The sequence below is a fragment of the Rhodoferax ferrireducens T118 genome, from assembly GCF_000013605.1.
In the GTDB taxonomy this organism is placed as follows: Bacteria; Pseudomonadota; Gammaproteobacteria; order Burkholderiales; family Burkholderiaceae_C; genus Rhodoferax; species Rhodoferax ferrireducens.
Window position 1 is genome coordinate 3052373 of record NC_007908.1, and the last position, 26445, is coordinate 3078817.

Here is a 26445-nt window from a genome sequence, read left to right on the forward strand (position 1 = left end):
AGATCAAACAGCCAGCTGTTCAGTTCCCGTCGCATAAAACGCCGTCCGAAAGCCGCATTTTTTCGGCACGGCTTTTGATGCCACCCAATATTTCGGATGTGAGCCGGTTGCCGTATTGACTGACGACCTGCCCTGCAGCCTGGTTGGCCAGCCAGGCAGCTTGGGCGTGGCTGTGACCGTGCGTGACGGCATAGAGGAAAGCACCGGCAAACATGTCGCCCGCACCATTGGTGTCCAACGCTTTCACGCTGGCGGCGGGTACGGTGGTTTGTTGTGTGCCTTCCAGCACCACGCAGCCTTGGGGACCACGCGTGAGGCAGACGGTGCGCGCCAGTTGGCTGAACTGCTGGCAGATCACCTGCAGGTCTTGCGTGCCGCACCAGACCTGGGCTTCTTCCTCGTTGCAGAACAGGTAGTCCAGCCCTTGGCCGATGATGGCGTCCAGGCCGGGGCGGCAAAAGTTGATCATGCTGACATCGCTCAAGGTGGTGGCCAGGGCCACGCCAGCCTCTTGGGCCATTTGGCGCCCCTGCAGTGCCGCCTGCAGGCCGGTTGGGGATGCGGCGAGGTAGCCTTCCATGTAATAGATTTTTGACTTGGCAATGTCGCACTCGTGCAGGGCGGTGTGGTCAAGTTCAGCCGTAGCCCCCAGAAACGTGCTCATGCTGCGCTCAGCATCGGGGGTCACCATCACCATGCAGCTGCCGGTCTGGCCCGGCGCGGGCAGCGTGCGGGTGAGGTTGGTCGCCACGCCGTTGGCGATCAGGTCCTGGGTGTAAAACGCGCCCAGCTCATCATCAGCGACCCGGCAGGAGTAAAACGCCTTGCCCCCCAGTTGCGCCAGCGCCACCACGGTATTGCCCGCCGAACCGCCCCCGGTGCGCCGTGCAGTGACTGCGTCCAAATGACCCAGTAACTCAAGGCGCCGGGTGGCGTCGATCAAGGTCATGTGCCGCTTGTCCACGCCCATGGCCTGGAGTTGCGTGTCCGAGACTTCGTATTCAGAGTCCACCAGTGCGTTGCCGATGGCGTAAAGGTCGTAGGTTTTCATGCTGAAGTATTTCTTGATTTCGCAGTGTTGTGCGGTGACGCGCTGAAGGCTTGAAGTGTATCGGCATGACCGACACGCCATGGCGTTGGTGCGCCCTTATGGCGCAATAATTCAAAAATCTTCCGTACTATCAAAGCACATGGATTGCCCACTCACGGGGTGGCGCAGTTCAAGTAAGCAGGCATGCAAGAGCAGTCGATCAGCCATGGCTTGCACGCGCGGACTGCCGTACAACGCATCTCCCACAATGGCGTGCCCCAATGCCAGCAAATGCACACGCAACTGGTGCGACCTGCCGGTCACGGGTTCCAGCTCGACCCGGGTCGTTTCATCAGATGTGTTGTGTGCCAGCACGCGCCAGTACGTCACGCTGGGCTTGCCGCGCTGGTGATCAATGATCCGGCGCGGCCGCTCGGGCCAGTCCACGATGATGGGCAGGTCAATCACACCCCAGTCTTGCAGCGATGGCGCCAGTTGCCCGTCGACGATAGCGACGTAGCGTTTTCTGACGCTGCGGCTGGCAAAAGCCAGACTCAGGGCGCGCTGTGCAGCCGCGCCACGGGCCATCACCATCAAGCCCGAGGTAGCCATATCCAGGCGATGTACCACCAGTGCATCCGGGTACAGGCGCTGGGCACGCGCACTGAGGCAATCCTGCTTGTCCTCGCCCCGTCCGGGCACAGACAACAAACCAGTCGGTTTGTCCAGCACCAGCAGGGACTTATCGGCATAAATGACCTTCAGCTCATCAGCGTGCATCGACACTTTGGAGAAGTCGCTGGACGGTCTCACACAACTCGTCCACATCATTGGGTTTGTGGATCAGTGCCCGCGCGCCTGCACTGAGGGCACTTTGCTCGATCTCTGCGGTCACATAGCCCGATGCCAAGGCAACAGGGAGATCAGGTCGAATCAAACGGGTTTCCCGCAAGAGTTCTATGCCGCTGTAACCTGGCATGTTGTAGTCCGTCACCAACAGATCAAAGTCCAGCGGGCGGGCTCGCAAGGCTGCAGCAGCCAAACGGGGATCTGTGAAGGTGCTGACCACAAATCCTTTGCGTTTGAGCACGCGTTGGACCAAAAAGACCAGCGCTTCATCGTCGTCAACGTACATGACCCGCTTGCCTCCGCCCCGCACCGACTGGGGCTCCGACAATTTTGCAGCATGCGGGGTCTCGGGCAAGGCAGCAAGGTCGGCGACCGGGAAATAAAGCGTGAACACACTACCGGTGTCAGGCGTGCTTTTCACATCCACAGTGCCCTGGTGAGTGCGCATGATGCCATGAACAACCGCCAGTCCCAAACCAGTGCCCTGGCCCACGGGTTTGGTGGTGAAGAAGGGTTCAAAAATGCGCTGCAGCGTCTGGGCATCGATACCGCTGCCCGTATCACGAACCACCAATTTGACGTGCTGACCACGTACGCCGCCTCGACGCTCTATCCGACCCAGGTCAGCCGTCAGCTTGTGCCCAAGTTCGATACTGAGCGTCCCGCGCCGGGGGCCGATCGCATGAATGGCATTGGTGCACAGATTGAGTAGGGCTTGTTCCACTTGGGTCGCATCGGCCAGCACCAACGGGGTGCTGGGGTCAATGCGCACCTGCATGTCGACCAGGGGCGGAAGAGTAACCTTGAGCAAATGCACGGTTTCCTGCACCACGTCAGCCAATTGAATTGGAATCCGCTGAGGTGATTCATTGCGACTGAATGTCAAGATTTGTCGCACCAGATCGCGGGCTCGCCGCCCTGCCTTGTCAATCTCGGAAAGACTGACGAGCGCTGGCGACCTTGCGCCAGCATCTTGTTTGGCGAGTTCCACATTGCCCAGAATGGCACCAATGATGTTGTTGAAATCATGCGCGATCCCGCCCGCCATGGTGCCCACCGCCTGCATTTTTTGCGACTCCCGCAGTTGTGACTCCAAAGCATTGCGGTGCGCCTCGATTTTCTTGCGGCTGGTAAGGTCGCGCGCGAAGATGGTCGTGGTATCACCCTCCGGGTGCAGCTCAAACGACACACTGACTTCAATGGAGACGCTGTTGCCGCTTGCCGTCAAGCCCGTCATTTCACCTAATTGCGCATGCGTGGTGAGCTTGTTGTAGCTGAGTGTTTGCACCGCGTCCGGCAGAAAGCGTGTCAGTTGGCTGCCGAGGGCTTGCGACGACGGGCACTGAAACAACGCTGCCGCAGTAGGATTAAAAATGGTAATGAGGTAATTCTGATCGATACAAATAATGGCGTCGAGTGACGAATTGATGATCGAGGCCAGTCTGTTTTTGCTCAATTGAAGTTCTTCATTGCGCTGCTGCAGTTCTGCTGCACTAAGCTGCAAGGCTTGACGCTGAGCCAGTAAAGGACTTTGGTCAATAACCGCGCATATGAATTGCGCCAGATCATCCTGAAAATTCTCGATCCGGGCAATATGCAAGTCACCTGTGAAAACACCGCTGAAGCCGCTCGAAAAAACGACTTCTGTTGTCTCGTTGGTTCCGACCATTTTGGCGCTGACAAAGGCCTGTGCGACCTTGTCAAGATACTCGCTGTTCACCAGCGGCAGTAAGAAATTCAGTGGCGGATCACTCTCCAGGGGGCGAAAAAGTCGCAAAGCCATGGCATTGCTCTCGAGCACCAGACCATTTTCATCCACCACCAGCAGCGCCAACGGTACGTTTGAAAAAAGGGTAAGAAACCGCTCCGAAGCGCCTTCGGCAGCGATTTGGCTATACCGCAGCGCCTTATTTTGAATTTCCAGCTCAGCCTGGTAATTGCGTAAATCCTCCACCATCTTTGCCAGGGAATAGCCCCTGGCCAGAACTGTTTGCTTTTGACCTGTTGCGCGACCGCGCAGAAGGCGTTTTGGCTTGAGCACGGAGGGCATTCTGGGCCTGGACAAAATCCTCATGGGTGCTGTCTTTTCCCGCGCATACCTTGCCCTTTCTGCCGAAGACCTAAACCCCGGAACTAAGTCCGTGATGGTGCATTTTTCAGCTTGCCGCGCACCGGCACCACCGTGGTGACCGTTGGGCGGACAGCGTCAGGCGACACCGGCTTGGGTGGCGAGGTATCCTTTTTCGGTTTTTTTACCATTTTGTTGCTTTGCTGACCTTTTGCCATTTTTTGCTCCAGAGTTACATGTCCGGCCATTCGAATTGAGGCTGGCGCGCTAGATTATCTTCCTGCTGACGATTATTTCAGGACTCCTTAATCAAACCGGGATTATTTTTTGCCCGGCATATCGGGCACGGGGTCAGTAAAAAGCTATCTTGCGCTGACCTGCGCCAAGCCAGAACGCGCACCGCTAAGCACGGCATGGGCATTGAGCGACCGGATTGGTATCCGCACGTCGCTTGGTATGCACTGAGCCACCTGCAGGCTCAGGTAACGCAGAGCGCAGACCCGTAAAAAGCTTGAATAATTTGGGATGTCACCGCGGTGCGTCAACAATTCGTCGTAGAGCGTGGAGAGGAGCTGCGGCACCGTCATGCCGTCGCGGGCGCCAATCTCCTCCAGAGTGTCCCAAAACAGGTTTTCGAGTCGAACGCTGGTGACCACGCCGTGCAAACGGATACTGCGCGTCGTGGCCTCATAGCTCTGCGGGTTGGCGCGGACGAAAATTTGACACATAGTGGTCTCCTTCGCGTTTCAAAAGAACAGCCCGTAAGCATAAGCGCCGACGCACTTTGTGACTAGTGGGAGACTTTTATACCCAACAGAGCCATAAACTGCGACAACCAGGCGGGGTGTGCCGGCCAGGCCGGCGCAGTGACATATTGACCATCGGTGACGGCGGCATCGATGGCAATCTCGGCAAACAGGGCGCCCGCCAACTCCACTTCTGGTCTGCAGGCCGGGTAGGCGCTGATGCGCTTGCCTCTGATGATGCCGGGCACGGCGGCCAGCAATTGAGCGCCGTGGCACACAGCGGCGATCGGCTTTCCAGCGTCGGCAAACTCTTTGGTTATGGACAGCACGCGGGCGTTGAGCCGCAAATACTCGGGTCCGCGTCCACCGGGGATCAGTAGCGCATCGTAGTTGGCGGTGTTGACATCGGAAAAATTGGTATTCAAAGCAAAACGGTGGCCCGGCTTTTCACTGTAGGTTTGCGCACCTTCAAAATCATGGATCGCGGTCATCACGTAGTCACCGGCTTTTTTGTCCGGGCAAACCGCGTGCACGCTGCAGCCAACAGCGAGCAGGGTTTGAAACGGCACCATGGTTTCGTAGTCTTCACCATAGTCACCACACAACATCAAAATCTTCTTGGCCATGACAGTCTCCTGAAAAATTGAAAGTGACAGTTTGCCTGCCGGCTGCGCCAGCGGGGTAACAGCGCACTACTACGGCACTAGGCGTTTTCCCCATGAGCCCCGGCTGATTGCGGCGACAATCTAGCTCCAATTTTTATTACTCGCTTGCTTACCCAAGCCCTCTCCATGTCCAGTACCTCCAACTTTGAAGTCCGGCCCGCCACCGTGCGCGATGCCAAAGCCATTGCCGAAATTCATGTCAGTGCCAGTCAGGCGGCTTTCAAGGCCCTGTTCCCGGGCGAAAAGGCGCCCGCCATGGCCATCGACAAGAGCCAGGCCTACTGGTGTGACGCCATTGAATTCAGCGAACCCCAAGTCTTTGTAGCGCTTGATGCGGGCCAAGTCGTCGGCTTCGTCGGTTTCGACCGTTCGCGTGACAAGGGCACACCGCCGACTACCGGTGAAATCTGGGCCATTTTTGCCGCCACTTCGCACTGGGGACAGGGCGTTGGGCTGGCGCTGTGGGACGCGGCACGCGAAGGTTTGCTGGAAGAAGGCTGTACCAAGGTCACGGTATGGATCCCTCTGGGTAACGAGCGCGCCTTGCACTTCCATGACCTGGCCGGCTTCAAACGTGAAATGACCAGCATCAAAACCGTGCCCGTGGGGGCGGTCAAGGTCGAAGAAATTCGCCTGAAACGCGATCTGAACTGAGGCGTTGCCTGATCAAGTGCGGCGTAACACCACACTGCCAATCGAATAGCCGGCTCCAAAAGAGCAGATCACCCCTACATCGCCAGCCTGGATGTCGTCATGGTGCCGGTGAAAGGCAATGATCGAACCGGCTGAGGCGGTGTTGGCAAATTCATTCAGGATCACCGGCGCGTCATCCGGCGTCGCATCGCGCCCCAACAATCTGCGGCTAATCAACTGGTTCATGGCCAGGTTGGCCTGATGCAGCCAAAAACGACGCACCGCATCGGGCGCCAGGCCAAGTGCCGCCAGGTGGCTGGTGATGTGCTCCACCGCCATCGGACAAACTTCCTTGAAGACCTTGCGCCCCTCTTGGTAGAAAAGCAGATCACGGTCATCGGGGTTGCGGTCCTCGCTGCGCCACATATAGCCGGCATTGTTGCGGATATTGTTGGAAAACGTGGTGAGCAAGCGGGTGCCCAGCACTTCAAAGGCACCCGCAGGGGCATTCTCCAGCCGCTCGATCAGGATGGCGGTGCAGACGTCACCAAAAATGAAATGGCAGTCGCGGTCCTTCCAGGCCAGATGCGATGAAGTAATCTCCGGGTCCACCACCAAAATGGCCCGGGCCGAGCCAGTTTTGACTGCGTTGACCGCCATCTCAATGGCAAAAGTGGCAGATGAACAAGCCACATTCATGTCGAAGCCGAAGCCCTGAATGCCCAACGCAGTCTGAATTTCCACCGCCATGGCCGGGTAAGCACGCTGCATATTGGCGCAAGCACAAATCACGCCGTCAATATCTTCGGGCTGTCTACCGGCGCGGGCCAGCGCGTCGCGCGCTGCGGCCACACCAATTTCAGCCATTAACGAAATCTCGCTATCAGGGCGGACCTGCAAGCGCGGGCGCATGCGCTGCGGGTCAAGAATGCCGGATTTTTCCATCACATAGCGTTGCTTGATGCCAGACGCTTTCTCAATGAACTCAATGCTGGACTGGGGAATTGGCTGGCGGGTTCCGGCGGCGATGGCAGCAGCATGTTCCTTGTTTTCCTGCGCTGCAAAACAATTGAAGGAGGCCACCAACTCTTCGTTGGTAATGACGTGCGGTGGAATATAGAGTCCGGTGCTACTGATGGCGACACGATGCATAACGTTTGTCCTGAAAGTACGAGGCTGGAGTAGTCCAATAAAACCGTGATTATCTGCGGAGTCACTTTTGGCCTACCCGCCGCTCATATTCAGCCGCCATGCCGACTGGCCTCAGCCAGGAAAAGTCGCAAAGTCCGAAGACTTGAAAGCGGGCTACTGGTCAGGTGATTTGGTGAGCACCCAAATGCACGCGGGGGGAAAATTTGCGAATACCCACTTGATCTGCTGCCACTTGAAGCCCGCAGGCGCTGTGAATGGAGCGCTCAGACCATAGGTGTACTGAATAAGCTGTGAGCCAGGTGATGATTTCAGGAATGCCAGAAGGCTCTGCACTGTCAAGTGTTTGATAGCAGGCGGCAAGGACCGAAATGGCAAGCTGGAGACGACCGCCACTGACCCGGATTGCCGATAATTATCGAGCGCGCGGTGTGCCGTCGAATGCAAGACTTTCAGATTTGGATATCGCTTCTTTAAAGAAACCGCCAACTTTTTTTGCAGCTCGACTATTTGAAGTTTATCTTCATTGACCACCCTGGAAAGGGCTTGCGTGACTGCGCCGGTGCCCGCGCCAAGCTCCAGAACGTTCTCTGAGTTTTTCGCCAAATTGGCAAGCTCTCGCGCAAGACGAGCGGAAGAGGGAGCCAGCGCGCCCGTTGTGCGCGGGTCCTTCAGCATTCGAAAGAGAAATGAATAGGGCATTGTGAGGCTTGAGGCAGGCTGAATTCGTCGCAATCAGGGGTCAGACGCACCGGCAGAAACATGCTCAGACATCCGCCGGAAACTCATCGCCGATAGTCATCTAGCCAGTCTTTCAGTTCGTTGACTATAGTCAACTGCCAGTCATTCACCGGTGGGCCAGGTGCGCTGGCCAGCGCACGGCCATCAACAGCGACAATAATCCTGCACCCAATTACAACGCGCCCCGAGAAGGATCAAACCCATGGCAACTAGCCTGCTCGCACTGCTTGATGACATTGCCGGCCTACTGGATGACGTATCCGCATTGACCCAGGTGGCTGCCAAGAAAACAGCCGGGGTGCTGGGAGATGATCTGGCCCTGAATGCGCAGCAGGTCGCCGGTGTCAAAGCCGAGCGCGAACTGCCGGTGGTCTGGGCGGTGTTCAAAGGCTCATTGATCAACAAAACCATCTTGGTGCCCGCAGCCCTGGCCTTGAGTGCGCTGGCGCCGTGGGCGGTGACACCGCTACTGATGCTGGGCGGCGCCTTTTTATGCTTTGAAGGGTTTGAAAAACTGGCCCACAAGTTCTTGCAAAGCCCTGCTGAGACCGCAGCGCAACATGCCAAGCTGATGCAGGCGCTGGCAGATCCGTCGCTTGATCTGGCGGTACTGGAAAAAGAAAAAATCAAGGGTGCAGTGCGTACCGATTTCATTTTGTCGACCGAGATCATTGTCATCACGCTTGGTACGGTGCAATCGAGTCCGCTCCTCACCCAGATCAGCGTGCTGAGTGGCATCGCCGTGCTGATGACGATCGGCGTCTATGGTCTGGTGGCGGGCATTGTGAAACTCGATGATGGCGGGCTCTACCTCAGCCAGCAAACCGGTGCCGGCGTAGCCGCGCGCCTGCAGCGCAGTCTGGGGCGCAGCATTCTTGGCGCGGCGCCCTATTTGATGAAGGGGCTGTCGGTAGCGGGCACCGCCGCCATGTTTCTGGTGGGGGGTGGGATCCTGATCCACGGCACGCCAGGGGCTGGCAGCTTGATTGAGCACTGGAGCCTGGTCGCGGGCGCGGCACTGCAACCCGTGGCCGCTTTGACGCTGAATGCGCTGGGGGGCGTTCTGGCTGGGGCGGTGGTACTGGGCAGCGTGTCCCTGGTGAAACGACTCAAGCAGCGATTTATTAAAACGATTTAGGCCTCTAGCCCTTATGGAATAAGCACTGGCAGCTATAAAAATAATACTGAATTTTCTGTACACACTGAGCCCAGAGGTTTATGATTTCGCTCGGGCGTCTGATGAGTACGCCGGGTGTCAACAGGAGGACATTGATTTTGAAAATGTTGCGACTGCCTCGCTCTAAAGTGCAGATCGGCACACCCCTGCCCTGGAGTGTGCGCGATGAGCAGGGCACATTGTTGCTCTCGAAGGGGCATCTGGTTGAGAGCGAGCATCTGCTGGACCAATTGCTCCTGCGCGGTGCCTACGTGGATGCCGAAGAAGCCCGAGCAGTCGCGCTGGCGGACGCCCCGCAGCGGCCCAAGACGCCTGTGCCGCCGCCCAATATTTTTGGCTTATGGGACAAAACCACGGATGATTTAAAAAAACTGCTGGTCAGCGTGACACACCAGGACGACTTCCCTGGCCGCATCGAGCAGTTTGCGCGCCACCTGCTGGAACTGGTTGACTGCAACGCGGACATCGCCATTTATCGATGCGTGCGCCAAGACAACGCCCAGCATTTCTATTTTGGCTATACCCATGCCGTTTATACCGCCATGCTGTGCATTTTGATGGCCCGCCATTTGAAATGGTCCGAGACCCGTTTGATGAGCCTGGTGAAGGCGGCGCTCACCATGAACCAGCCCATTCTTGATTTACAGGGGCAAATGGCGGGACAGGATGTCCCCATGAAAGACAAACAACGGGCTGCCATTCACACCCATCCGACCCAATGCGTTGAATGGCTTCAAAAAGCCGGGGTCACAGATGCCGACTGGCTGACTGCCATTGCGCAACATCATGAGCGAGCGGATGGAACCGGCTACCCGCTGGGCTCTACCGAGGTCTGCGAGATGGCGGTCGCACTGCGCGTGGCAGATACCTTCACATCAAGAATAAGTCCGCGTGTCATGCGTCCGGCGCTGTCGCCTCAGGAGGCAGTACGGCAACTGTATCAAGAGGACAAAGGTGGTCCTCTGTCAACGGCAGTCATCAAGGAGTTGGGCATTTATCCGCCCGGTGATTTCGTGAAACTTGCCTCCGGGGAACTCGGCATCGTGGTGCAACGCACGGCCAACGCGCGAGCGCCCATTGTGGCCTCCATCACCGACACGGCCGGTCGCCCGGTACCGCATACCGTGCGCCATGACACGGCGCAACCTGAATTCGCGATCAAAGCCACCGCGTCTGACAAAGTCATGCTGATGCGTTTGCCGCCCGAGCGGCTATTCGGGTTTTCATTGGCACCGCAGGCGCCGGTGGTGCGGCCCAAACCGGTGCATTAGCGCAGGTGCTCATGATGGCAAGAGCGGCCATGGATGCAAGCCGCCGGATCAGACCTCGCCACCAAAACGTTTGCTCAGGTTGGCAACCCACTGGTCGGTCATTTTTTCAAATTCCGACTTGACGAGCGGTGTAATCACCATTTTCAACAAGCCCGGCACGGGCAGCGTGAGTTCGCCCGTGAGACTCAAGACAATCTTGGTTGACTTTTTCTTGTCGGTCAATTTCCAGCCGCCCTCGATCAAACCGTTGCCTTCGCCCTTGACGGGCGTCCAGTTGATCGTGCCTTTGGCTCGGTTGGACGCGTATTTGCAGGCAAAAATGGTTTGCAGGTGGAACTGCGCGATGCCAATTTTTTCAAATTCCCAGCGAAAAGTATCCTTGCCAAGGTCCACCAGTTTGTCCACCTTGGGGTAGTGGCTGGCTGCGACAGGGATGTCAGACAACACGTCAAAGACCTCTTTGATACCGGCTTTCACTTCAAACTCGTAGCCAAGATCGACATTTACGTTAATGGTCATGGAAAACTCGCTCAATGGTTGATGGAGAGTTGCGGACAGCGCAATGTGTAGAGTCCGACTTCAAAGACCCAGCGCGGCAATGCCCGCCCGGGCGATCTGAGCATCTTCGCTGGATTTCACACCACTGACACCGACCGCCCCCAGGCACTGACCGTCTTTCATCACCGGGACCCCCCCCTCCAGCAAACCCTTGACCTCAGGCGCACTTAAAAAAGAGGCTCGTCCACCATTCACAATGTCTTCATAGACTTTGCTTTCGCGCCGGCCCAGGGCCGCCGTGTGCGCCTTGGCGGGTGCAATATGGGCGGAAATGGCAGCGGCACCATCCAGGCGCTGCAACCACAACAAGTGACCGCCATCGTCAACGATGGCAATGGACACGGCCCAGCTATTTTTCAGGGCTTCGGCTTCCGCCGCGGCCGCGATGGTCTTGACATCAGCCAGTTCGAGAATGAGTTTGGTTTTCATGGGTTAAAGAATTTTGATTGCACAGGCCTCAAGCATAGCGGCTGCCCCTTACCGCGTGGAGGTGTCCAAGCGACAAGTATCCTTACAGGCTGTAGGCGCCCGGCCCAAATAATTGGGGCGGCGGCGCTGACTGACCCTAAAATGAACTTGTTTAGGTACGGTTCAGACCACAAAGGAGCTTGACGATGACTGACAGTGTTCAATCAATTAACCGCAGCTATGGCTATGCGGCCTCAGCCGAGCAGCGCAACAAAGTGCTGCGCAACACCTACTGGCTACTGGCCCTGAGCCTGGTGCCCACGGTGTTGGGTGCCTGGTTGGGCGTGGCCACCGGCATCACGCGCTCGCTGAGCGGCGGCCTGGGTATGGTTGTGTTTCTGGGCGGCGCCTTTGGCTTCATGTACGCCATTGAGAAAACCAAGAATTCGGCCGCCGGGGTGCCGGTGCTGCTGGGTTTCACCTTCTTCATGGGCTTGATGCTGTCGCGCATGATTGGCATGGTGCTGGGTTTCAAGAATGGCCCGGAGCTGATCATGACCGCCTTTGGTGGCACGGCGGGCGTGTTTTTTGTCATGGCCAGCCTGTCCAGCGTCATCAAGCGTGACCTTTCCGGCATGGGCAAGTGGCTTTTTGTAGGTGCCATGGCGGTGATGGTTGGCGGCATCATCAACGTGTTTGTCGGATCCACGGCGGCCATGATGGCGATCTCGGTGGCAGTCATCGGTATTTTCAGTGCCTACATGCTGTATGACTTGAAGCGCATCGTCGACGGCGGCGAAACCAACTACATCAGCGCCACATTGGCCTTGTACCTGGACATCATCAATGTGTTCCAGGCGCTACTCGCCCTGCTGGGTATCGCGGGCGGTGAGCGAGATTAAGACCGCTCTGCTTCCAGAAAAAAAGACCCTTTCCGGGTCTTTTTTCTTGATGGCGTCAACAGATAACTTCAGTGCAACACAAAATTGACCGATAAAGAGACTATCTTTCTGTCACACACCATGAACGTACGCCTGCTCATCACAACGGTCACCCTGCTGCTGGCGGGCTGCGTCATCCCTGGCATGGAGCCGGACCCGAGAATCGCCCAGCGCGAAGCGGAGGCAAAGGCGATTGGCGGCGCCTGCCGATATGGGCTGCGCGGCATTGAAGACTGTTACAGCCTGAATGAAGAAGCGTCCAAAGCGGCCATCTTTGACGGCTGGAAAGACATGGACCAGTACATGCGTGAGAACAAAATTGAGGGCATTCGCGCCGCAGTCGCGAAGGTGGAACCGGTCGAGGTCATTCTGGACAACAAGAGCGCAAAGACCGATATCGCCGATAAAGAAGCGCCGCCAAAATTGACCCATAAGCCCGCGGCGGCGGCAACAGCTGCAATCGCAGCAGCTCACTGATTTTTCCCGATTGGCCCTTGCGTTCAAACTTCCAGGTCAAACACCGCCATGCTCTCCACATGCGCCGTGTGAGGAAACATGTTCACCACGCCCGCAAAAGAACAGCGATAACCCGCCTGATGCACCAGCAGATCAGCATCGCGCGCCAGCGTAGACGGGTTGCAACTGACATAGACAATGCGTTTCGGAGGCATCCAACCCACGGCTCCGACGATGGGTGGATGACCGATGGGGTCCAGCTTTTGTTGATGCAGTTCAGCCAGCGCCTGCACCAGGGAAACAGCGCCCTCGCGCGGCGGATCCACCAGCCATTTGTCAGCTGCACCGTCCTGGATCAGTAATTCAGGCGTCATTTCGAACAAATTTCTCGCTACAAAGTTAGTAGCTGCAAGCGACTTATTGACGGGGGCTAGAGCCTGATTTAGCTTAAAATTTTGACGCGATCGCGCGACCAGTGCCTCACTGCCCTCCACCCCCAGCACCTCACGCGCCTGCGTCGCAATCGGCAATGTGAAATTGCCCAGGCCACAGAACCAGTCAATCACCCGTTCATGCCTTTTTGCATCCAGCAGTCGCAGCGCGCGCGACACCAACACCCGGTTGATATGCGGATTGACCTGCGTGAAGTCGGTCGGTTTGAACGGCATGTGAATACCGAACTCCGGCAGGTCATAGCTCAACGCCTGGCCGCCCTCATCAAGCAGATGTGCTGTCTCGGGCCCGTTGGGTTGCAACCACCACTGCACCCCGGCATGCTGGGCGGCAAAGCCGCGCAGCAGCGCCAAATCGCCATGAGTCAAGGGCTCCATGTGGCGCAGCACCAGCGCTGTGACACTGTCGCCACAGGCGAGTTCGATCTGGGGACAGGTCTCCATCGCCTCCATCGCGCTTATCAATGCCCTCAGCGGCAGCAGCAGGTCGCTCACATGCGGCGGCAACACCGGGCACTCTTTCATGTCGGCCACATAGCCGCTTTTGCGCTCGTGAAAACCGATCAGCAGCTCGCCCTTTTTACGCACATAACGCACCGACAACCGGGCCCGGTAGCGGTAACCCCAGGCCGGGCCTTCAATCGGCCGCAAAATGGTGTCCGCCTTCACTTTGCCCAGGTGCCACAGGTTGTCCTCCAGCACGCGCTGCTTGACCGCCACCTGGGCGCCAACGTGCAGATGCTGCATCTTGCAGCCGCCGCAAGCACCTTCATGCAGACCAAAATGGGGGCAACCCGGCTGCACGCGCTGCGAGGACTCGCGGTGAATCGCGGTCACGACGCCCTGCTCCCAGTTGTTTTTCTTGCGGTGCACATTGGCGCTCACCAGCTCAAACGGTAACGCACCCTTGATGAACACCACTTTGCCGTCGGCACGGTGAGCTACACCCTGTGCCTCCAGATCAAGTGATTCAACCAGCAGCCAGTCGGGCGGAAAATTCTCGGTTTTATGCATGTCGTCGGTCATGGCGCTATTGTCTCAGGCACCGGATCACCCCAAAACAATTTGAGCACCGCAGAACGGATCAGCAAACCTAAATCAGGGCGTCCCGTGTGATACCGCGGTGCGCCAGATAGCGTTTGAGCTTGGCCAAAGCCTCGTTCTGGACCTGTCGCACGCGCTCACGCGTCAGGTCCAGACGCGCGCTGAGCACATCCAGCGTTTCAGGCTCGCGGTCATGCAAGCCAAAGCGCCCCTCCAGCACCTCTTTTTCGCGTTCTGACAAGGTACCAACCCACTCCTCCAGCAAACGCTCCACCTCGTGGACCTGCGTCACACCAGACGGGTCCGCCGTGATTTCATCGACCAGTGAATCCCCGAATGTCTGAGTCTCGCCCGAGCGGTCCAGGGCGGCGTCCAGGGACCTGGGCGCCTCCGCCAGGCCCAGCAAATCGGCAACATGGACCGGGTCGCGGCCCAACAAGGCGGCCACATCTTCGACTCGAATGCCATCGGGTCGACTCACCACGAACGCCGCATCACTCTCCAGCGCCCGGCGTGCCCGCAGGACCTGCTGCAACTCCCTGACCACGTTCACCGGCAGGCGCACCACCCGTCCTTGGCACATCAAGGCACGATCCACCGATTGGCGAATCCACCAAGTGGCATAGGTGGAAAAGCGAAATCCCCGCTCCGGCTCAAATTTATCAATGGCGTGCATCAGACCCAGGTTGCCTTCTTCGATCAGGTCCAACAAGGGCACGCCACGGCCCATATAGGCCTTGGCAATACTCACCACCAGGCGCAGATTGTGTTCAATCATGCTTTGGCGGGCGGCAAAGTCGCCAGCGCGGGCCCTGCCGGCAAGTTCGAACTCTTCCTGCGGCGTGAACAGGGTGGTGCGGCGCACCTGGCGCAGGTAAACGGTCAGCGCGTCACCGGACTCGCCCGCCGCGTCAAGTGCCTCAAGGCCCGCACCCGGCAGCGCCGGCGATGCGTGTTCCGACAGCCCGTGTTTTACTACTGAATCAGCAGCATACTCTCCACCATCAACGGGGGCTGGATGGCTATTTGTCACAAAATCCGACACGCCGCGTGTCGGCAGTCTGGGAGCGTTGTCAGGGCCAGGCACGGGGCTTTTTTTCATGGCCCGTTCCCGTACCCATCACCGAGCTGGCAGATACCTGGCCGGGTCGACCGGTTTGCCTTGCCGGCGAACTTCAAAATGCAACTTGACGCGGTCGCTGTCGCTACTGCCCATTTCGGCAATTTTTTGCCCCTTGCGCACCGACTGATCTTCTTTGATCAACAAGGTCTTGTTGTGGGCATAGGCGGTCAGGTAAGTGTTGTTGTGCTTGAGAATGATCAGGTTGCCATAGCCGCGCAGACCAGCCCCAACATAAACCACCCGGCCGTCGGCGGCGGCGACGACCGGGTCGCCCGCGACGCCGCCAATGTCGAGGCCTTTGTTCTTGACCTCATCAAATCCGGCCAGCACCGTACCGTTGGTCGGCCAGATCCAGTCGATATCATCGTCCGCTGTCGGGGCAACAGTCGGCCCAGGCGTCGAGCTGGCCGAAGCGGCCGCAGTGGCCGCCGACGCCGGCGCAGTCGGCACCGGCGTGGCACTGGCCGAGGTAACAGGCTTGGCGACCACCCCGCTGGCCGCACTGGCTGCTGCAGGCGGCACCACCCGCAGCACTTGGCCGACTTCAATAAGATTCATATTGTCAACATTGCTCCAGCGCGCAATATCCTTGGCGGCTTGCCCGTGCTCCAGGCCAATGCGGATCAGGGTGTCACCGGGTTTGACGGTGTAGTAACCGGGCTTGCCTGCATTCTCGAAACCAGGCAACTGCTTGACGTCCGGGCTTGCCGGTTCCACTGCCACTGGTGCAGGCTGGCCCATGCCAACCCCGCGATCTTCCACCGGCGCCCGATTGAGCGCTCTGGAGCCACACCCCCCCAGCATCCCGACGATAACAACAGCAACAAAAGCCAAGCTCAGGCGAGCACTCAAACCAGACATACAAAATCCCTTCATGCGATCCCCGATTTTAAAGGGACAAAGTGAACCGCCTCAAGCATCATTTGCCGCAGACCTTGCGGCGTACGATCAATCACCACCAGCGCTTGCCGCCCTGGCGCCCCAGCGCCGGCGGACACCGGCGCCACCAATCGCCCGCCCATGGCCAGTTGATCGATCCAGGCCTGGGGCACGGCTTCCCCCCCGGCAGCAGCGATGATGGCCGCGTAGGGGGCGCCCTTGACATAGCCCACCATACCATCCCCAAACAAAAGATGCAGGTTGGCCAGCGCCAAATGCCGCAGGTTGTGACGTGCCTTGTCATGCAAACCGCGCAGTCGTTCGATGCTGTAGACCTCGCTCGCCAACCGGCTCAACACTGCCGCTTGATAGCCGCAGCCCGTTCCGATCTCCAGCACACGTCCCAATTTGCCCGGCGCGCCGTTGCGCAGCAGTTCCAGCATACGGGCCACCACACCAGGTTTGGAGATGGTCTGTCCCAGGCCAATCGGCAGACTCGTGTCCTCATAGGCCTGATTAACCAGCGCCGTGTCGACAAAACGGTGGCGTTCAATGGCCTGCATGGCCGCCAGCACCATGGGGTCGCTGACACCTTGCTGGACGAGCTTGCGCACCATGTTCATGCGCACCGCGCTGGAGTCCATCCCCACGCCTTGGGAAAGCGGGTGGCCTGACGGCCTGGCGCCCGGGCTCTGGGCCTGTCCTGCAAACCTCGGGACGGACCGCCTGTCTGTGGGTTTACCCGCCGAGAAATCCAGCCGGACAGGAAAAGGCGGGCGCTCTTTCATGCGAGCGTCAACTTGGCGGCCGTCTGAGCCCAATACCCGAGACTGTCATGGTCGGTCAAATCCACCTTCAGCGGTGTCATCGCAATATGGCCGAGGCTGGTGGCGTGAAAATCAGTACCCTCAGCCTCGTCCTTGGCCGGGCCCGCAGCACCGATCCAGTACATGGTGTCGCCGCGCGGACTGACCTGGGTAATCACAGCCTCGGCCGCGTGGCGCCGCCCAAGCCGACACAGCTTCACATGGGCGATTTCGTCAAAAGTCAAATTAGGAATATTCACATTGAGCAGCCAGGGGCTGCTCCCGATCAGGTCTTGCTGCGACATCTGCAGAACCAGATCGCGGGCTTTACGCGCCGCCGACGCCAGATGACTCCAATTTTTCTCAACCTGGGAAAATGCAATAGCCGGTATGCCAAACAGATAACCTTCCATCGCCGCACCCACGGTGCCCGAATAAATCGTGTCGTCGCCCATATTGGCACCGTTGTTGATGCCTGCCAGCACCAGGTCCGGTCGATAGCCCAACAAGCCTGTCAGCGCAATATGCACACAGTCAGCCGGCGTGCCATTGATGTAGCGAAAGCCATTGCTGGCACGGCAGACATACATCGGGGTATGCAGGGTCAAGGCGTTCGATTTGGCGCTGTTATTTTGTTCCGGTGCAACCACCTCGACCTCCGCCACGTCCTTCAGGGCGTCATACAGTGCCACAAGGCCCGGCGCCTGATAACCATCGTCATTGCAAATAAGAATTTTCATAGTCAAACTGAGTTGATATTCATTGTAGGTGGCGCAGCAGCTTGGGCGCTCAGGTCACACGAGCGACATTTTCCGAAGTTGCGACCAACTATCATCTGCGCAACCAATTAGGAGACTTACCCTCATGCATGCCTGGCTCTGTGAAAACCCCGTGGGCGTCGATGCCCTGACCTGGAAAGAATTGCCCACCCCGAGCCCGAAGGCGGGTGAAGTACTGATTGAGATCAAGGCGGCCAGCCTGAATTTTCCCGATCTGCTGATTGTGCAGAACAAGTACCAGATGAAACCGCCCCTGCCCTTTGTGCCGGGCTCCGAGTATGCGGGCGTGGTGCAGGCCGTGGGCGATGGCGTGAGCCATCTGAAAGTCGGCCAGCACGTGGCCTGCCTGTCCGGTACCGGCGGCTTTGGCACGCACACGGTGGCACCCGCAGCACTGTGCCTGCCGCTACCGGATGGTTTTCCATTTGTGGATGCCGCCGCCTTCATCATGATCTACGCCACCTCGTACCACGCGCTGGTGGACCGGGCGCAACTGAAAGCGGGTGAGACCGTGTTGGTCTTGGGTGCCGCCGGCGGCGTGGGCACGGCAGCGATCCAGATTGCCAAAGCGTGTGGGGCCAGGGTTATCGCAGCCGCCTCGAACGATGAAAAATGCGCGCTGTGCCAGTCCATCGGGGCCGACGCCACCATCAATTACACCCGCGAGAATCTGCGCGACGCAGTCAAGACACTCACTGCGGGCAAGGGCCCGGATGTCATTTACGACCCGGTGGGCGGCGACTTCGCCGAGCCCGCCTTCCGCTCCATTGCCTGGCGCGGGCGCTATCTGGTGGTGGGATTCGCGGCCGGGCCGATTCCCGCCTTGCCGTTCAACCTCGCACTGCTCAAAGGCGCCTCCATCGTCGGCGTGTTCTGGGGCGACTTTGCCAAACGCGAACCCCAGGCCAATGCCGCCATGATGAAGGAATTGGCCCAATGGTATGGCCAGGGCAAAATCAAACCCGTCATCGACAGCACCCTGCCGATGGCGGAGCTCAAGGCCGCCTTTGCCCACATGGGCTCACGCGGCGTCAAGGGCAAACTGGTGATGGTGAACTGACCGGGTCATCGAATCAAGCCACGTCGCCAGCGGTTTTGAGCCTGGTCGCGCCAGCGCCGTCGTTTTTACAAAAATGCCTTGAGCGCCACGGTGAGAGGGGCGTGACTGATGGCTGGATATATATTTTCAGCCTCTAGCCCCCGTCCCTACTGCTTAAGCAGCTATTAATTTAAAAGCAAAGAGTTCCAGACTCTTGGCTACCGAAAGGCTCAGGCAGCTCGCAGCAGTGGCTTGGTCCGCTGGCTGGCGTGCAGCCAGGCACGGCGCAACACGGTCGGCGACTTGGTTTCTTCGGGAATCAGCAGGTAGTGTTGCGCCCGCATCGCCGTCCCCAAGCCGACGCGGCTGGTCACGACAGTCATGGGAATGGACAGCAGCAGCGGCAAGCCGACCGGCAGCAACCAGACCAGGGCAAGGGGGTCGATCACGGCGACGCCGCCAGCCAGTACCGCAATCACCAAACTCATGGGGGCGAGTTGCGCCAGCGCATAACGCCATGGCACTGCCGCCGCTTCGCGCGGAGGCGATTTCCATTCGAGCTTGAGACCGGTGAGCGCCACCACGACAAACAGCGAATGCGCCAGCATGCGAACGGGCGCCTGCAGCAAGGCAATGAGGGTTTCCAGCAGGGCGCTGCGCAGCAGGCTGGCCGTGCCGCCATAAGCCTGCTGCTGGCGGTTGAGCAGCACGGCGGCGAGACCCAGAATACGCGGCAGAAACAGCATACACAGCGTCCAGACCCAGAGCGCCACCAATTCGCCGGGCAGCAGCATCCAGTTGGAAATCATCGGCGAGCCCGACAGCCACAGCGCCGTGCCCAGCGTCATGAAGCCCAGCCACAGGGGTGCCGACAAATACGCCATGGCCCCGGTGGCAAACATGGAGCGGTGCACCGGATGAATGTCGGGCTCGGCGATCAGGCGCGAGTTTTGCAGGTTGCCCTGGCACCAGCGGCGGTCGCGTTGTAATTCGGCCAGCAGGTCGGGCGGCTGCTGCTCGTAGCTGCCCACCAGGTCAGCCACCAGCCAGACGTGGTAGCCGGCGCGGCGCATCAGTGCGGCTTCCACAAAGTCATGCGACATGATGCTGCCCGACATGCCGCCGCTGCCCGCAATGCGCGCCAGCGCGCAATGTTCCATAAAGGGTTTGATGCGGATGATGGCGTTGTGGCCCCAGTAGTGCGACTCACCCATTTGCCAGAACTGCATGCCCAACGTGAACAGGCGACCGGTCACGCGCGAGGCAAACTGCTGCGCCCGGGCGTGCAGGGTGACATGGCCGATGGCCTGGGTGGCGGTCTGGATGATGCCGGCGGTGGGGTTGGCTTCCATCAGCTTGACCATGGAGACCAGGCAGTCGCCGCTCATCACGCTGTCGGCGTCCAGCACCACCATGTAGTGGTAGTCCTTGCCCCAGCGACGGCAGAAGTCGGCCACGTTGCCGGACTTGCGGTCGGTGCGACGCTTGCGCAGACGGTAATAGACCTCGATTTGCGGCTGGTCGGGCTGGCTGGCGAGTTGGGTCCGCAACTCTTCCCAGGCGGCGCGTTCGGCTTTCTGAATCGCGGCGTCGTTGCTGTCAGACAGCACAAAGACGTCAAAGGACTGCACATGCTTTGTTAGTGCCACCGATTCACAGGTGGCGCGCAGGCCGGCAAACACCGTGCGCACATCTTCATTGCAGATCGGCATGATGATGGCGGTGCGCGTGGCGGCATCGAGCGTATGGTGCTGAACCTTTTTGGCCGACAAACTGTGGCTGTCGCCCCGCAGCATCACGTAAAAGCCCATCATCGCTGTCATGAAGCCCGTCACCACCCAGGCCGACAGCAAGGCAAACAGCGTCGCCTGGCCGTACTGCAAAAAGGCGTTGTCGTAGTCGGGCTGTATGTCCGTGAAGAGACTGGTGGCCAGTACCGTACTGATCACTGTCAGCAGCAAGAATATGGCGCGCCGGCGTCTGGCGGCTTGCTGCCACGGTGCAGGCTTGTCCGCGATCAAAGCGGCTGGAAGCGCCTGGGCCGGAACCCGCCCCGTCAGCTTGAGCACGGGAAGCAGAGCCGCACTGGCGAGGCTGTTCCAGAAACCTCGCCACTGGCGCGGCACCATGGAGCCGCGATTGATCGGCGGTGCCGTGACGGCGTTGGGGTGACGTTCTTCGCGCAAGACGCTGCGCCCGCCGATGGGAATCAAGGTGTGATCAGGTTGGTCCATGTTTCGCTCAGTGTTTGGTTGTTGTGTTGGAGGAAGGCGCGCAGCTCGACCGGCTGGGCCGGATTGAGGCGCTGCACGCGCAATGTCATGCGCCAGGCGCCGGTGGCCGGGTTTTTGTAGGCCAGGCTTTCCACCACGCGGCCGTTGGCATTGGCGGTGGCGATGGCCTTGACCGGCGCGTCTTCGGGCAAGGCGTCCAGGGCCGGGCCGGCAAAATCAATCACAAACTGAATTTGTTGACCCAGGGCCTCGGCTGCGAGCTTGGTGTAGCCCGTGCCGCGGCGCGATTGCGTGACCCAGCCGTTGGGCGGCAATTGCTGGTTTTTGCCCTGCCAGTGAATGGTGTAGGCGAAATCCATCGATTGACCGGGCGCGGGCATTTTGGCCGGCACCCAATAGGCGGCCACGTTGTCGTGGGTTTCGTCGGGCGTTGCAAATTGCAGCAGCTCGACCCGGCCGGCGCCCCAGTCGCCCAAGGGCGTGACCCAGGCGCTGGGCCGGAGTTCATAGCGGGCCTCGGTGTCCTCATAACTGTTGAAAGCGCGGTCGCGCTGCATCAGGCCAAAGCCCTTCAAGCTCTTCATGCTGAACGAGGTCGTGACGGGGGCGGCCGGGTTTTGCAGCGGTCGCCACAGCCATTCACCTTCGCCGGTGGCAATCATCAAGCCGTCGGAGTCATGCACCTCCGGGCGAAAGTCGTTTGGTCGGGGCTGGTTCTCGCCAAAGAGGAACATGCTGGTCAGCGGCGCCAGCCCCAGCGTCGCCACGGGCGTGTCGGTCGGGCGCATGAAGATGCGGGCATGCACCTCCGTCACGGTCTGTTCGCCTGGCGTGATGTCAAAACGGTAGGAGCCCGTCATGCGCGGCGAATCCATCAGCGCATAAACAACCAGCTTCTTCGCATCGCCGGTCGGTTTTTCAAGCCAGAACTCGGTGAAGCGCGGGAACTCTTCCTTGGCGCTGCCCGCCGTATCAACCGCCAGGCCGCGTGCGGACAGGCCGTAGCGCTGGCCGCTGCCCAGCGCCCGGAAGTAACTGGCGCCGGAAAAAACGACAAGTTCGTCCTTGTACGTCGCCGAGTTCAGGTTGTTGAAGGCGCGCAGGCCACCGAGGCCGAGATTGCCCCAGGTCTGCGGTGACAGCTTGTTTTTCCCGAAGTTGAAGTCGACCGGGTTGTAGGGAATCGGCTTGATACCCTGCGGGGTGATCTCATGGACGCGAACCGAGTCGCCGCTTTTCCCGACGTGGAGAAAATTGGCCTCAAAAGGCAGCTTGTCCGCCCGCCACAAGGTGCTGTCTGCATTAAAGCGGATATCACGGTAGCCGTCATAGTCAAGATTGGCGAGTTCCGCCGGAATCGCGTGGCTTGCCGGTTTGAAGGGCGCCTGGGCTTGCTTGCGGGCGAGCCCGGCGACATCTTCAAGCGTCCACGCCTGCGCCTGGCCGGCAACCAGGGCCAGCAGGCTGGCAGCTATCAGGGCAACAAAGCGGGCCGCAAAGGTGTGTCCGCGACGGTGAAAATATGGGAGGCAAATAGTCTGCATGCCAACACTAGTGCAAACCCTATGCCAGACCTGAAAAACCGATTTAAATCAACGGCTTGACGCTTGTCCTGAATTTACAAGCCGGAAAGTGACAGGAAAGCCGGTGCCAACCGGTGTTTTTGTCGCCGAAGAGCGACAACATCCCGCTTGTAAAGTTGAAATCCTTTTTAAATCAAGCGCTTAGGGCTGTCGCCTGGGAGCGACTCAGCTCGCAGCAGGGGGCGAGGCCGGCCCGTTGCTGTCGGCCTTGAACAGCCCGGGCGTCAGGCCGTGCTTTTGCATCAGGCGGTAAAACTCGGTCCGGTTGCGGTCGGCCAGACGGGCGGCGTCGGCCACATTGCCGTCAGTGAGCTTGAGCAGTCCCACCAGGTAGTCGCGCTCAAAGCGTTGCCGGGCCTCGGCCAGGGTCAGCACCTCCACGCTGGGCGAGCGCAGGGCGCGCTGAACCAGGGCCAGCGGCACCAGCGGCGAGGTCGACAGGGCGCAGACCTGCTCCACGACGTTGTAGAGCTGGCGCACATTGCCCGGCCAGGCGGCCGTGGTCAAGGCAATCAGGGCCTCGGGCGCAAATCCGCTCAGGCGTTTTTTGTATTTGTCGGCCAATTTGACCAAAAAATAGTTGGCCAGCAGCGCGATGTCCTCGCGCCGCTCGGACAGCGGCGGCAAGCTCAAGGTGACAACATTGAGCCGGTAGTACAGGTCGGCACGGAATTGGCCCTCGGCCATCGCCAGGTCGAGGTCGCGGTGCGTGGCTGAGATGATGCGCACATCCACGGGAATGGACTGGCTTGAGCCCAAGGGCCGCACCATGCGCTCCTGCAGCACCCGCAGCAGCTTGACCTGCAGCGCGGGCGGCATGTCGCCGATCTCGTCGAGCAGCAGGGTGCCGCCGTCGGCCGCCTGAAACAGCCCGATGTGATTCGCCACGGCGCCGGTGAAGGCTCCCTTGACATGGCCAAACAGTTCCGACTCCAGCAAGGGCTCCGGAATGGCGCCGCAGTTCACCGCGATGAACGGTTTACCGGCGCGCGAGCCGGCCTGGTGAATCGCCCGGGCCAGCAGTTCCTTGCCGGTGCCGCTTTCGCCGCGCAGCAGCACACTGGCGTCCGATTGCGCCACCATGTGCGCTTCCGCGAGCACCTCGGCCATGCGGCTGGAGCGGCTGACGATCTGGTTTTGCCACGCCTGCGGGCTGCCGGGCTTGACTGAATGGGCCGGGGCGCTCAGCGACAGCGCCTGCGCAATCTTGTCGAGCAGGCTCTTGCCATCAAAGGGCTTGGTCAGGTAGGAGAAGACGCCGCGCTCGGTGGCCTGGACCGCATCGGGAATCGTGCCATGGGCGGTCAGCAAAATAACCGGCAACGAGGGATGCTGCGCGCGAATGTCGTCAAACAGCGCCAGGCCGTCGCGGCCCGGCAGGCGCACGTCACTGAGCACCAGTTGCGGCCGCTCGATATGCAGCTGGGTCATGGCGGCCTCGGCCGAGGTGACCGCCGTCACGCGGTAGCCCGCCGCCGTGAGCCGGATGGTCAGCAGGCGCAGCATGTCGGCGTCATCGTCAACCACCAGCAAATGGGGCCCGGGTGCACGAAGCGCCGCTGCGGGCGGCGTGACGGGGTCGTCAGGCAAATCGCTCATGGCGCTGCCGGGCGGGTGCCACGATTGCCCCGCGCCGGGGCGTTGGCTGCGGGCGGACGGCTCGTGAGGCTGCGTTCGATCGCCTTGAGTGCCTCCAGCCGCTCATTGGTCTGATCCAGCCGGCGCTGCACGTCGCGCGTCTGCTGCGTTTGTTTCTCAAGCTGCTCTTCCAGGCGGCGCTGCTCGCCGTAACGCGAGGCCAGCAGGCCGGCCAGCGGATGCAGCGTCTGCGCCTCGGTGTCGGCATTGGCCAGCACGCGTGCCAGCAGTTCCTGGGCACGTATGAGCTCGCTCAGCTGATGAAGCTGACTCAGTACCAGGGACAGTTGCAGTTGTTGGGTCGGGCCGGCCGCGTCGCCCAGCCGGATTACTTCCTGGCTCAATTCTGCCGGCGCCAGCCGGCGCAAGCGGTCCGCATAGGCCAGCATGCGTGTGACGGCGTCAGTCGCCTGCGGCGCGACCGGGCCGACCGGCAATATCGGCAAGCAGCGCTGGGGAGTGGCAGCCGGCGTCGCCATCGCGCCGGTTGCGTCATCACCGCGAGGGCCGAAACGGCCAGCGCAGCCGGCCGCCAGCATCGCGATGGTGATGGATGCCAGCAGACCGAGACGGGCCAGGCGATGAGCCTGTCTCACAGGAAAATCAGGATTTGAAAACATGGGGAAACTCGATTCTGAAATGGGCGCCGCCTTGGTCCGGCAGCAGCTCGATGCGGCCGCCGTGTGCTGCAATATATTCGTGCACGATGGACAGGCCAATGCCGCTGCCCCGCACCACGTCGCTGGGTTGGCGCTCGCCACGGTAAAACGGCTCGAAAATCCGCTCGCGATCAGCCAGGGCGACGCCCACACCCTGGTCGTGAATGTCGATGCGGACCAGGCCCGGCAGTTTACTCAGCTCCAGGCGGATGTCGCCTTTCAGCGGTGAGTAGCGGATGGCATTGGACAAGAGGTTGGCCAGCACCGTGCCGATTTTTTCGGGGTCCAGCTCCACCAGGATCGGCTTGCCGACGACGATGACCGACAGCTCACGGGCACGCCATTGCAGACGCTGCGCGTCAACCTGGGCTTCAACCAGCTCCAGCAGGTTGGTCGTCCGGCGGTGCAACTGGCGGGCCTCAAACGCCGCGGTATTGAAGCGCAGCAGGTCTTCAATCTGGCCCTGCAAGACACCGGCGTTGTGGCGCAGGATTTGCGCGATTTCTCGCTGCTCTGGGCTCAGTTCGCCGGCCACGCCGTCCTCCAGCAGGGAGACGCCTTCACGCAGCGATGCCAGCGGGGTCTTGAGTTCATGGGAAATATGGCGCAAAAAACGTGATTTGTCGGCGTCGAGCTCGACCAGCCGAAGGCGCAGCCAGTTCAGCCGCTGCCCCACCATGGCCAGGTCGGCCGGACCCCGAATGGCAATCACCTGATCGAGCCGGTTTTCGCCCAGACCGACGATGGCATGTTCCAGGCGCTTCAGGGGCACCGTGAACCAGATGCCGAAAGCCAGCGCCATGGCGACCGCCAGCACGATGGCCCAGGTGACTTGCTGCGCCAGGTGACTTCGGCTGTCTTCGAGCTTGGCTTCCAGCGCCTGGTTGCGCTGCTGGATGGTCTTTTGCACCTGCACCGCGATGGCCGAATTGACATGATCGAGTGAGCGAAACTCCTGCGCTATCTGGCGTTCCCGCTCCAGCGCGGTATCGGGTGCGCCGGTCAACAGGTCGCCAGCAGCTTGCAGGTGCGCTTGCCACTGCTGCTTGAGCCCGCTGGGCAGGCCTTGTGCTGTCAGGCTGGCCAGGAGGGTGGCGGCCTCGCGCGCCTGGTCGGAAAAGCGCACGCGCAAGACGCGGTCGTCCAGCACCACCGACTGGCGCGATGTGCGCTCCATGGAAACGCTGAGCTCGCTCAGTGACTGGGCGAGCCGGCTGAGTTCAAGCGATTGGGACGCGCCGTCGCGGCTTTGCAGCGTGAGTTCTTCCAGCGTGAACAAGGCGCGCAACGAGGCCGCACCCAGCAAAGCGGCAATCAGCAAAAAAGCGATCACCAGCAGTTGCCGGAACGAAAATTTCTGCAGCATCTTCAAAGGCTAGGGGGTGCGGTAGCGAAGGTGTTGCCAGTGCAACGCGGCCGCTTCAGACGGCACCTGTGTGTTGTTGGCGCTTCACGGCGTGGCAGGGAAGCTGGCACCATGACTCAAAAATTCATTGTAGATCAATGATCTTGCCCCC

Annotated in this window: 26 protein-coding genes; 6 read left to right on the forward strand and 20 right to left on the reverse strand. The window is 59.9% G+C overall.

Annotated features, from left to right (window positions below; genetic code table 11):
• Window positions 1-19: 19 nt before the first annotated feature.
• From RFER_RS13980 to RFER_RS14000, 6 genes are all read right to left on the reverse strand, one after another.
• The gene (locus RFER_RS13980) at window positions 20-1051 is read right to left on the reverse strand and encodes an adenosine kinase (protein ID WP_049765666.1); all 1032 of its coding nucleotides are present in this window, start codon (window positions 1049-1051) and stop codon (window positions 20-22) included.
• A 111-nt stretch (window positions 1052-1162) separates the two neighbouring features.
• Entirely contained in the window at window positions 1163-1810 is a 648-nt protein-coding gene (locus tag RFER_RS13985) for a pseudouridine synthase (RefSeq protein ID WP_011465043.1), read from the reverse strand.
• Window positions 1800-3929 (reverse strand): PAS domain-containing sensor histidine kinase, encoded by a 2130-nt coding sequence (locus tag RFER_RS13990; RefSeq protein WP_166485725.1) that lies wholly within the window; start codon window positions 3927-3929, stop codon window positions 1800-1802. The genes RFER_RS13985 and RFER_RS13990 overlap by 11 nt, the downstream gene beginning before the upstream one ends.
• A gap of 83 nt (window positions 3930-4012) precedes the next feature.
• Window positions 4013-4165: a hypothetical protein gene (locus RFER_RS24145; RefSeq protein ID WP_166485726.1), complete on the reverse strand. Its 153-nt coding sequence runs from the start codon at window positions 4163-4165 to the stop codon at window positions 4013-4015.
• A gap of 144 nt (window positions 4166-4309) precedes the next feature.
• Entirely contained in the window at window positions 4310-4675 is a 366-nt protein-coding gene (locus RFER_RS13995; protein ID WP_011465045.1) for a ribbon-helix-helix domain-containing protein, read from the reverse strand.
• A 62-nt stretch (window positions 4676-4737) separates the two neighbouring features.
• Complete coding sequence (locus RFER_RS14000) at window positions 4738-5319, reverse strand: DJ-1/PfpI family protein (protein ID WP_011465046.1); 582 nt, start codon at window positions 5317-5319, stop codon at window positions 4738-4740.
• A gap of 165 nt (window positions 5320-5484) precedes the next feature.
• Between RFER_RS14000 and RFER_RS14005 the strand changes: the two genes are divergently transcribed.
• The gene (locus RFER_RS14005) at window positions 5485-6012 is read left to right on the forward strand and encodes a GNAT family N-acetyltransferase (protein ID WP_011465047.1); all 528 of its coding nucleotides are present in this window, start codon (window positions 5485-5487) and stop codon (window positions 6010-6012) included.
• Between the two features lie 12 nt (window positions 6013-6024).
• Here the strand turns inward: RFER_RS14005 and RFER_RS14010 are convergent, their stop codons facing one another.
• A complete protein-coding gene (locus RFER_RS14010) occupies window positions 6025-7143 on the reverse strand; it encodes a beta-ketoacyl-ACP synthase III (RefSeq protein ID WP_011465048.1) in 1119 nt (372 codons plus the stop codon).
• 153 nt (window positions 7144-7296) lie between these two features.
• Window positions 7297-7842, reverse strand: coding sequence for a class I SAM-dependent methyltransferase (locus RFER_RS14015; protein ID WP_041790758.1), 546 nt, complete (start codon window positions 7840-7842; stop codon window positions 7297-7299).
• 241 nt (window positions 7843-8083) lie between these two features.
• Here RFER_RS14015 and RFER_RS14020 point away from each other — a divergent pair, with 241 nt between their 5' ends.
• Complete coding sequence (locus tag RFER_RS14020; RefSeq protein ID WP_011465050.1) at window positions 8084-9019, forward strand: DUF808 domain-containing protein; 936 nt, start codon at window positions 8084-8086, stop codon at window positions 9017-9019.
• Window positions 9020-9162: 143 nt separating this feature from the next.
• On the forward strand, window positions 9163-10329 hold the full coding sequence (locus RFER_RS14025) for an HD-GYP domain-containing protein (protein ID WP_049765668.1): 1167 nt from the start codon (window positions 9163-9165) through the stop codon (window positions 10327-10329).
• A gap of 48 nt (window positions 10330-10377) precedes the next feature.
• On the opposite strand, the gene RFER_RS14030 is transcribed toward RFER_RS14025, so the two are convergent.
• Together RFER_RS14030 and RFER_RS14035 are read right to left on the reverse strand one after the other, a co-directional pair.
• Window positions 10378-10848, reverse strand: coding sequence for an SRPBCC family protein (locus RFER_RS14030; protein ID WP_011465052.1), 471 nt, complete (start codon window positions 10846-10848; stop codon window positions 10378-10380).
• A 60-nt stretch (window positions 10849-10908) separates the two neighbouring features.
• Window positions 10909-11316, reverse strand: coding sequence for a GlcG/HbpS family heme-binding protein (locus tag RFER_RS14035; RefSeq protein ID WP_011465053.1), 408 nt, complete (start codon window positions 11314-11316; stop codon window positions 10909-10911).
• 185 nt (window positions 11317-11501) lie between these two features.
• Between RFER_RS14035 and RFER_RS14040 the strand changes: the two genes are divergently transcribed.
• Window positions 11502-12197 (forward strand): Bax inhibitor-1/YccA family protein, encoded by a 696-nt coding sequence (locus tag RFER_RS14040; protein ID WP_011465054.1) that lies wholly within the window; start codon window positions 11502-11504, stop codon window positions 12195-12197.
• A 120-nt stretch (window positions 12198-12317) separates the two neighbouring features.
• Window positions 12318-12713, forward strand: coding sequence for a hypothetical protein (locus tag RFER_RS14045; RefSeq protein ID WP_011465055.1), 396 nt, complete (start codon window positions 12318-12320; stop codon window positions 12711-12713).
• 23 nt (window positions 12714-12736) lie between these two features.
• Here RFER_RS14045 and rlmD read toward each other — a convergent pair whose 3' ends face one another.
• The 5 genes from rlmD to surE all read right to left on the reverse strand — a co-directional run bounded on the left by rlmD (window position 12737) and on the right by surE (window position 17736).
• Window positions 12737-14170 (reverse strand): 23S rRNA (uracil(1939)-C(5))-methyltransferase RlmD, encoded by a 1434-nt coding sequence (gene rlmD / locus RFER_RS14050; RefSeq protein ID WP_011465056.1) that lies wholly within the window; start codon window positions 14168-14170, stop codon window positions 12737-12739.
• A gap of 67 nt (window positions 14171-14237) precedes the next feature.
• Window positions 14238-15290: a sigma-70 family RNA polymerase sigma factor gene (locus RFER_RS14055; RefSeq protein WP_011465057.1), complete on the reverse strand. Its 1053-nt coding sequence runs from the start codon at window positions 15288-15290 to the stop codon at window positions 14238-14240.
• Window positions 15291-15308: 18 nt separating this feature from the next.
• Complete coding sequence (locus RFER_RS14060) at window positions 15309-16172, reverse strand: peptidoglycan DD-metalloendopeptidase family protein (protein WP_041790762.1); 864 nt, start codon at window positions 16170-16172, stop codon at window positions 15309-15311.
• A gap of 11 nt (window positions 16173-16183) precedes the next feature.
• Window positions 16184-16834 (reverse strand): protein-L-isoaspartate(D-aspartate) O-methyltransferase, encoded by a 651-nt coding sequence (locus tag RFER_RS14065; protein ID WP_425057062.1) that lies wholly within the window; start codon window positions 16832-16834, stop codon window positions 16184-16186.
• A gap of 140 nt (window positions 16835-16974) precedes the next feature.
• On the reverse strand, window positions 16975-17736 hold the full coding sequence (gene surE / locus RFER_RS14070; protein WP_011465060.1) for a 5'/3'-nucleotidase SurE: 762 nt from the start codon (window positions 17734-17736) through the stop codon (window positions 16975-16977).
• Window positions 17737-17860: 124 nt separating this feature from the next.
• On the opposite strand from surE, the gene RFER_RS14075 reads away from it, so the two are divergent.
• A complete protein-coding gene (locus RFER_RS14075) occupies window positions 17861-18835 on the forward strand; it encodes an NADPH:quinone oxidoreductase family protein (RefSeq protein ID WP_011465061.1) in 975 nt (324 codons plus the stop codon).
• A gap of 209 nt (window positions 18836-19044) precedes the next feature.
• Here the strand turns inward: RFER_RS14075 and mdoH are convergent, their stop codons facing one another.
• The 5 genes from mdoH to RFER_RS14100 form a co-directional block, all read right to left on the reverse strand.
• A complete protein-coding gene (gene mdoH / locus RFER_RS14080) occupies window positions 19045-21048 on the reverse strand; it encodes a glucans biosynthesis glucosyltransferase MdoH (RefSeq protein ID WP_049765669.1) in 2004 nt (667 codons plus the stop codon).
• Entirely contained in the window at window positions 21024-22592 is a 1569-nt protein-coding gene (locus RFER_RS14085; RefSeq protein ID WP_011465063.1) for a glucan biosynthesis protein G, read from the reverse strand. The genes mdoH and RFER_RS14085 overlap by 25 nt, the downstream gene beginning before the upstream one ends.
• Before the next feature lie 204 nt (window positions 22593-22796).
• Complete coding sequence (locus tag RFER_RS14090; protein WP_011465064.1) at window positions 22797-24230, reverse strand: sigma 54-interacting transcriptional regulator; 1434 nt, start codon at window positions 24228-24230, stop codon at window positions 22797-22799.
• The gene (locus RFER_RS14095; protein WP_011465065.1) at window positions 24227-24889 is read right to left on the reverse strand and encodes a hypothetical protein; all 663 of its coding nucleotides are present in this window, start codon (window positions 24887-24889) and stop codon (window positions 24227-24229) included. Before RFER_RS14095 ends, RFER_RS14090 begins: the two co-directional genes overlap by 4 nt.
• Entirely contained in the window at window positions 24873-26294 is a 1422-nt protein-coding gene (locus RFER_RS14100; protein WP_011465066.1) for a sensor histidine kinase, read from the reverse strand. Before RFER_RS14100 ends, RFER_RS14095 begins: the two co-directional genes overlap by 17 nt.
• Window positions 26295-26445 lie beyond the last annotated feature (151 nt).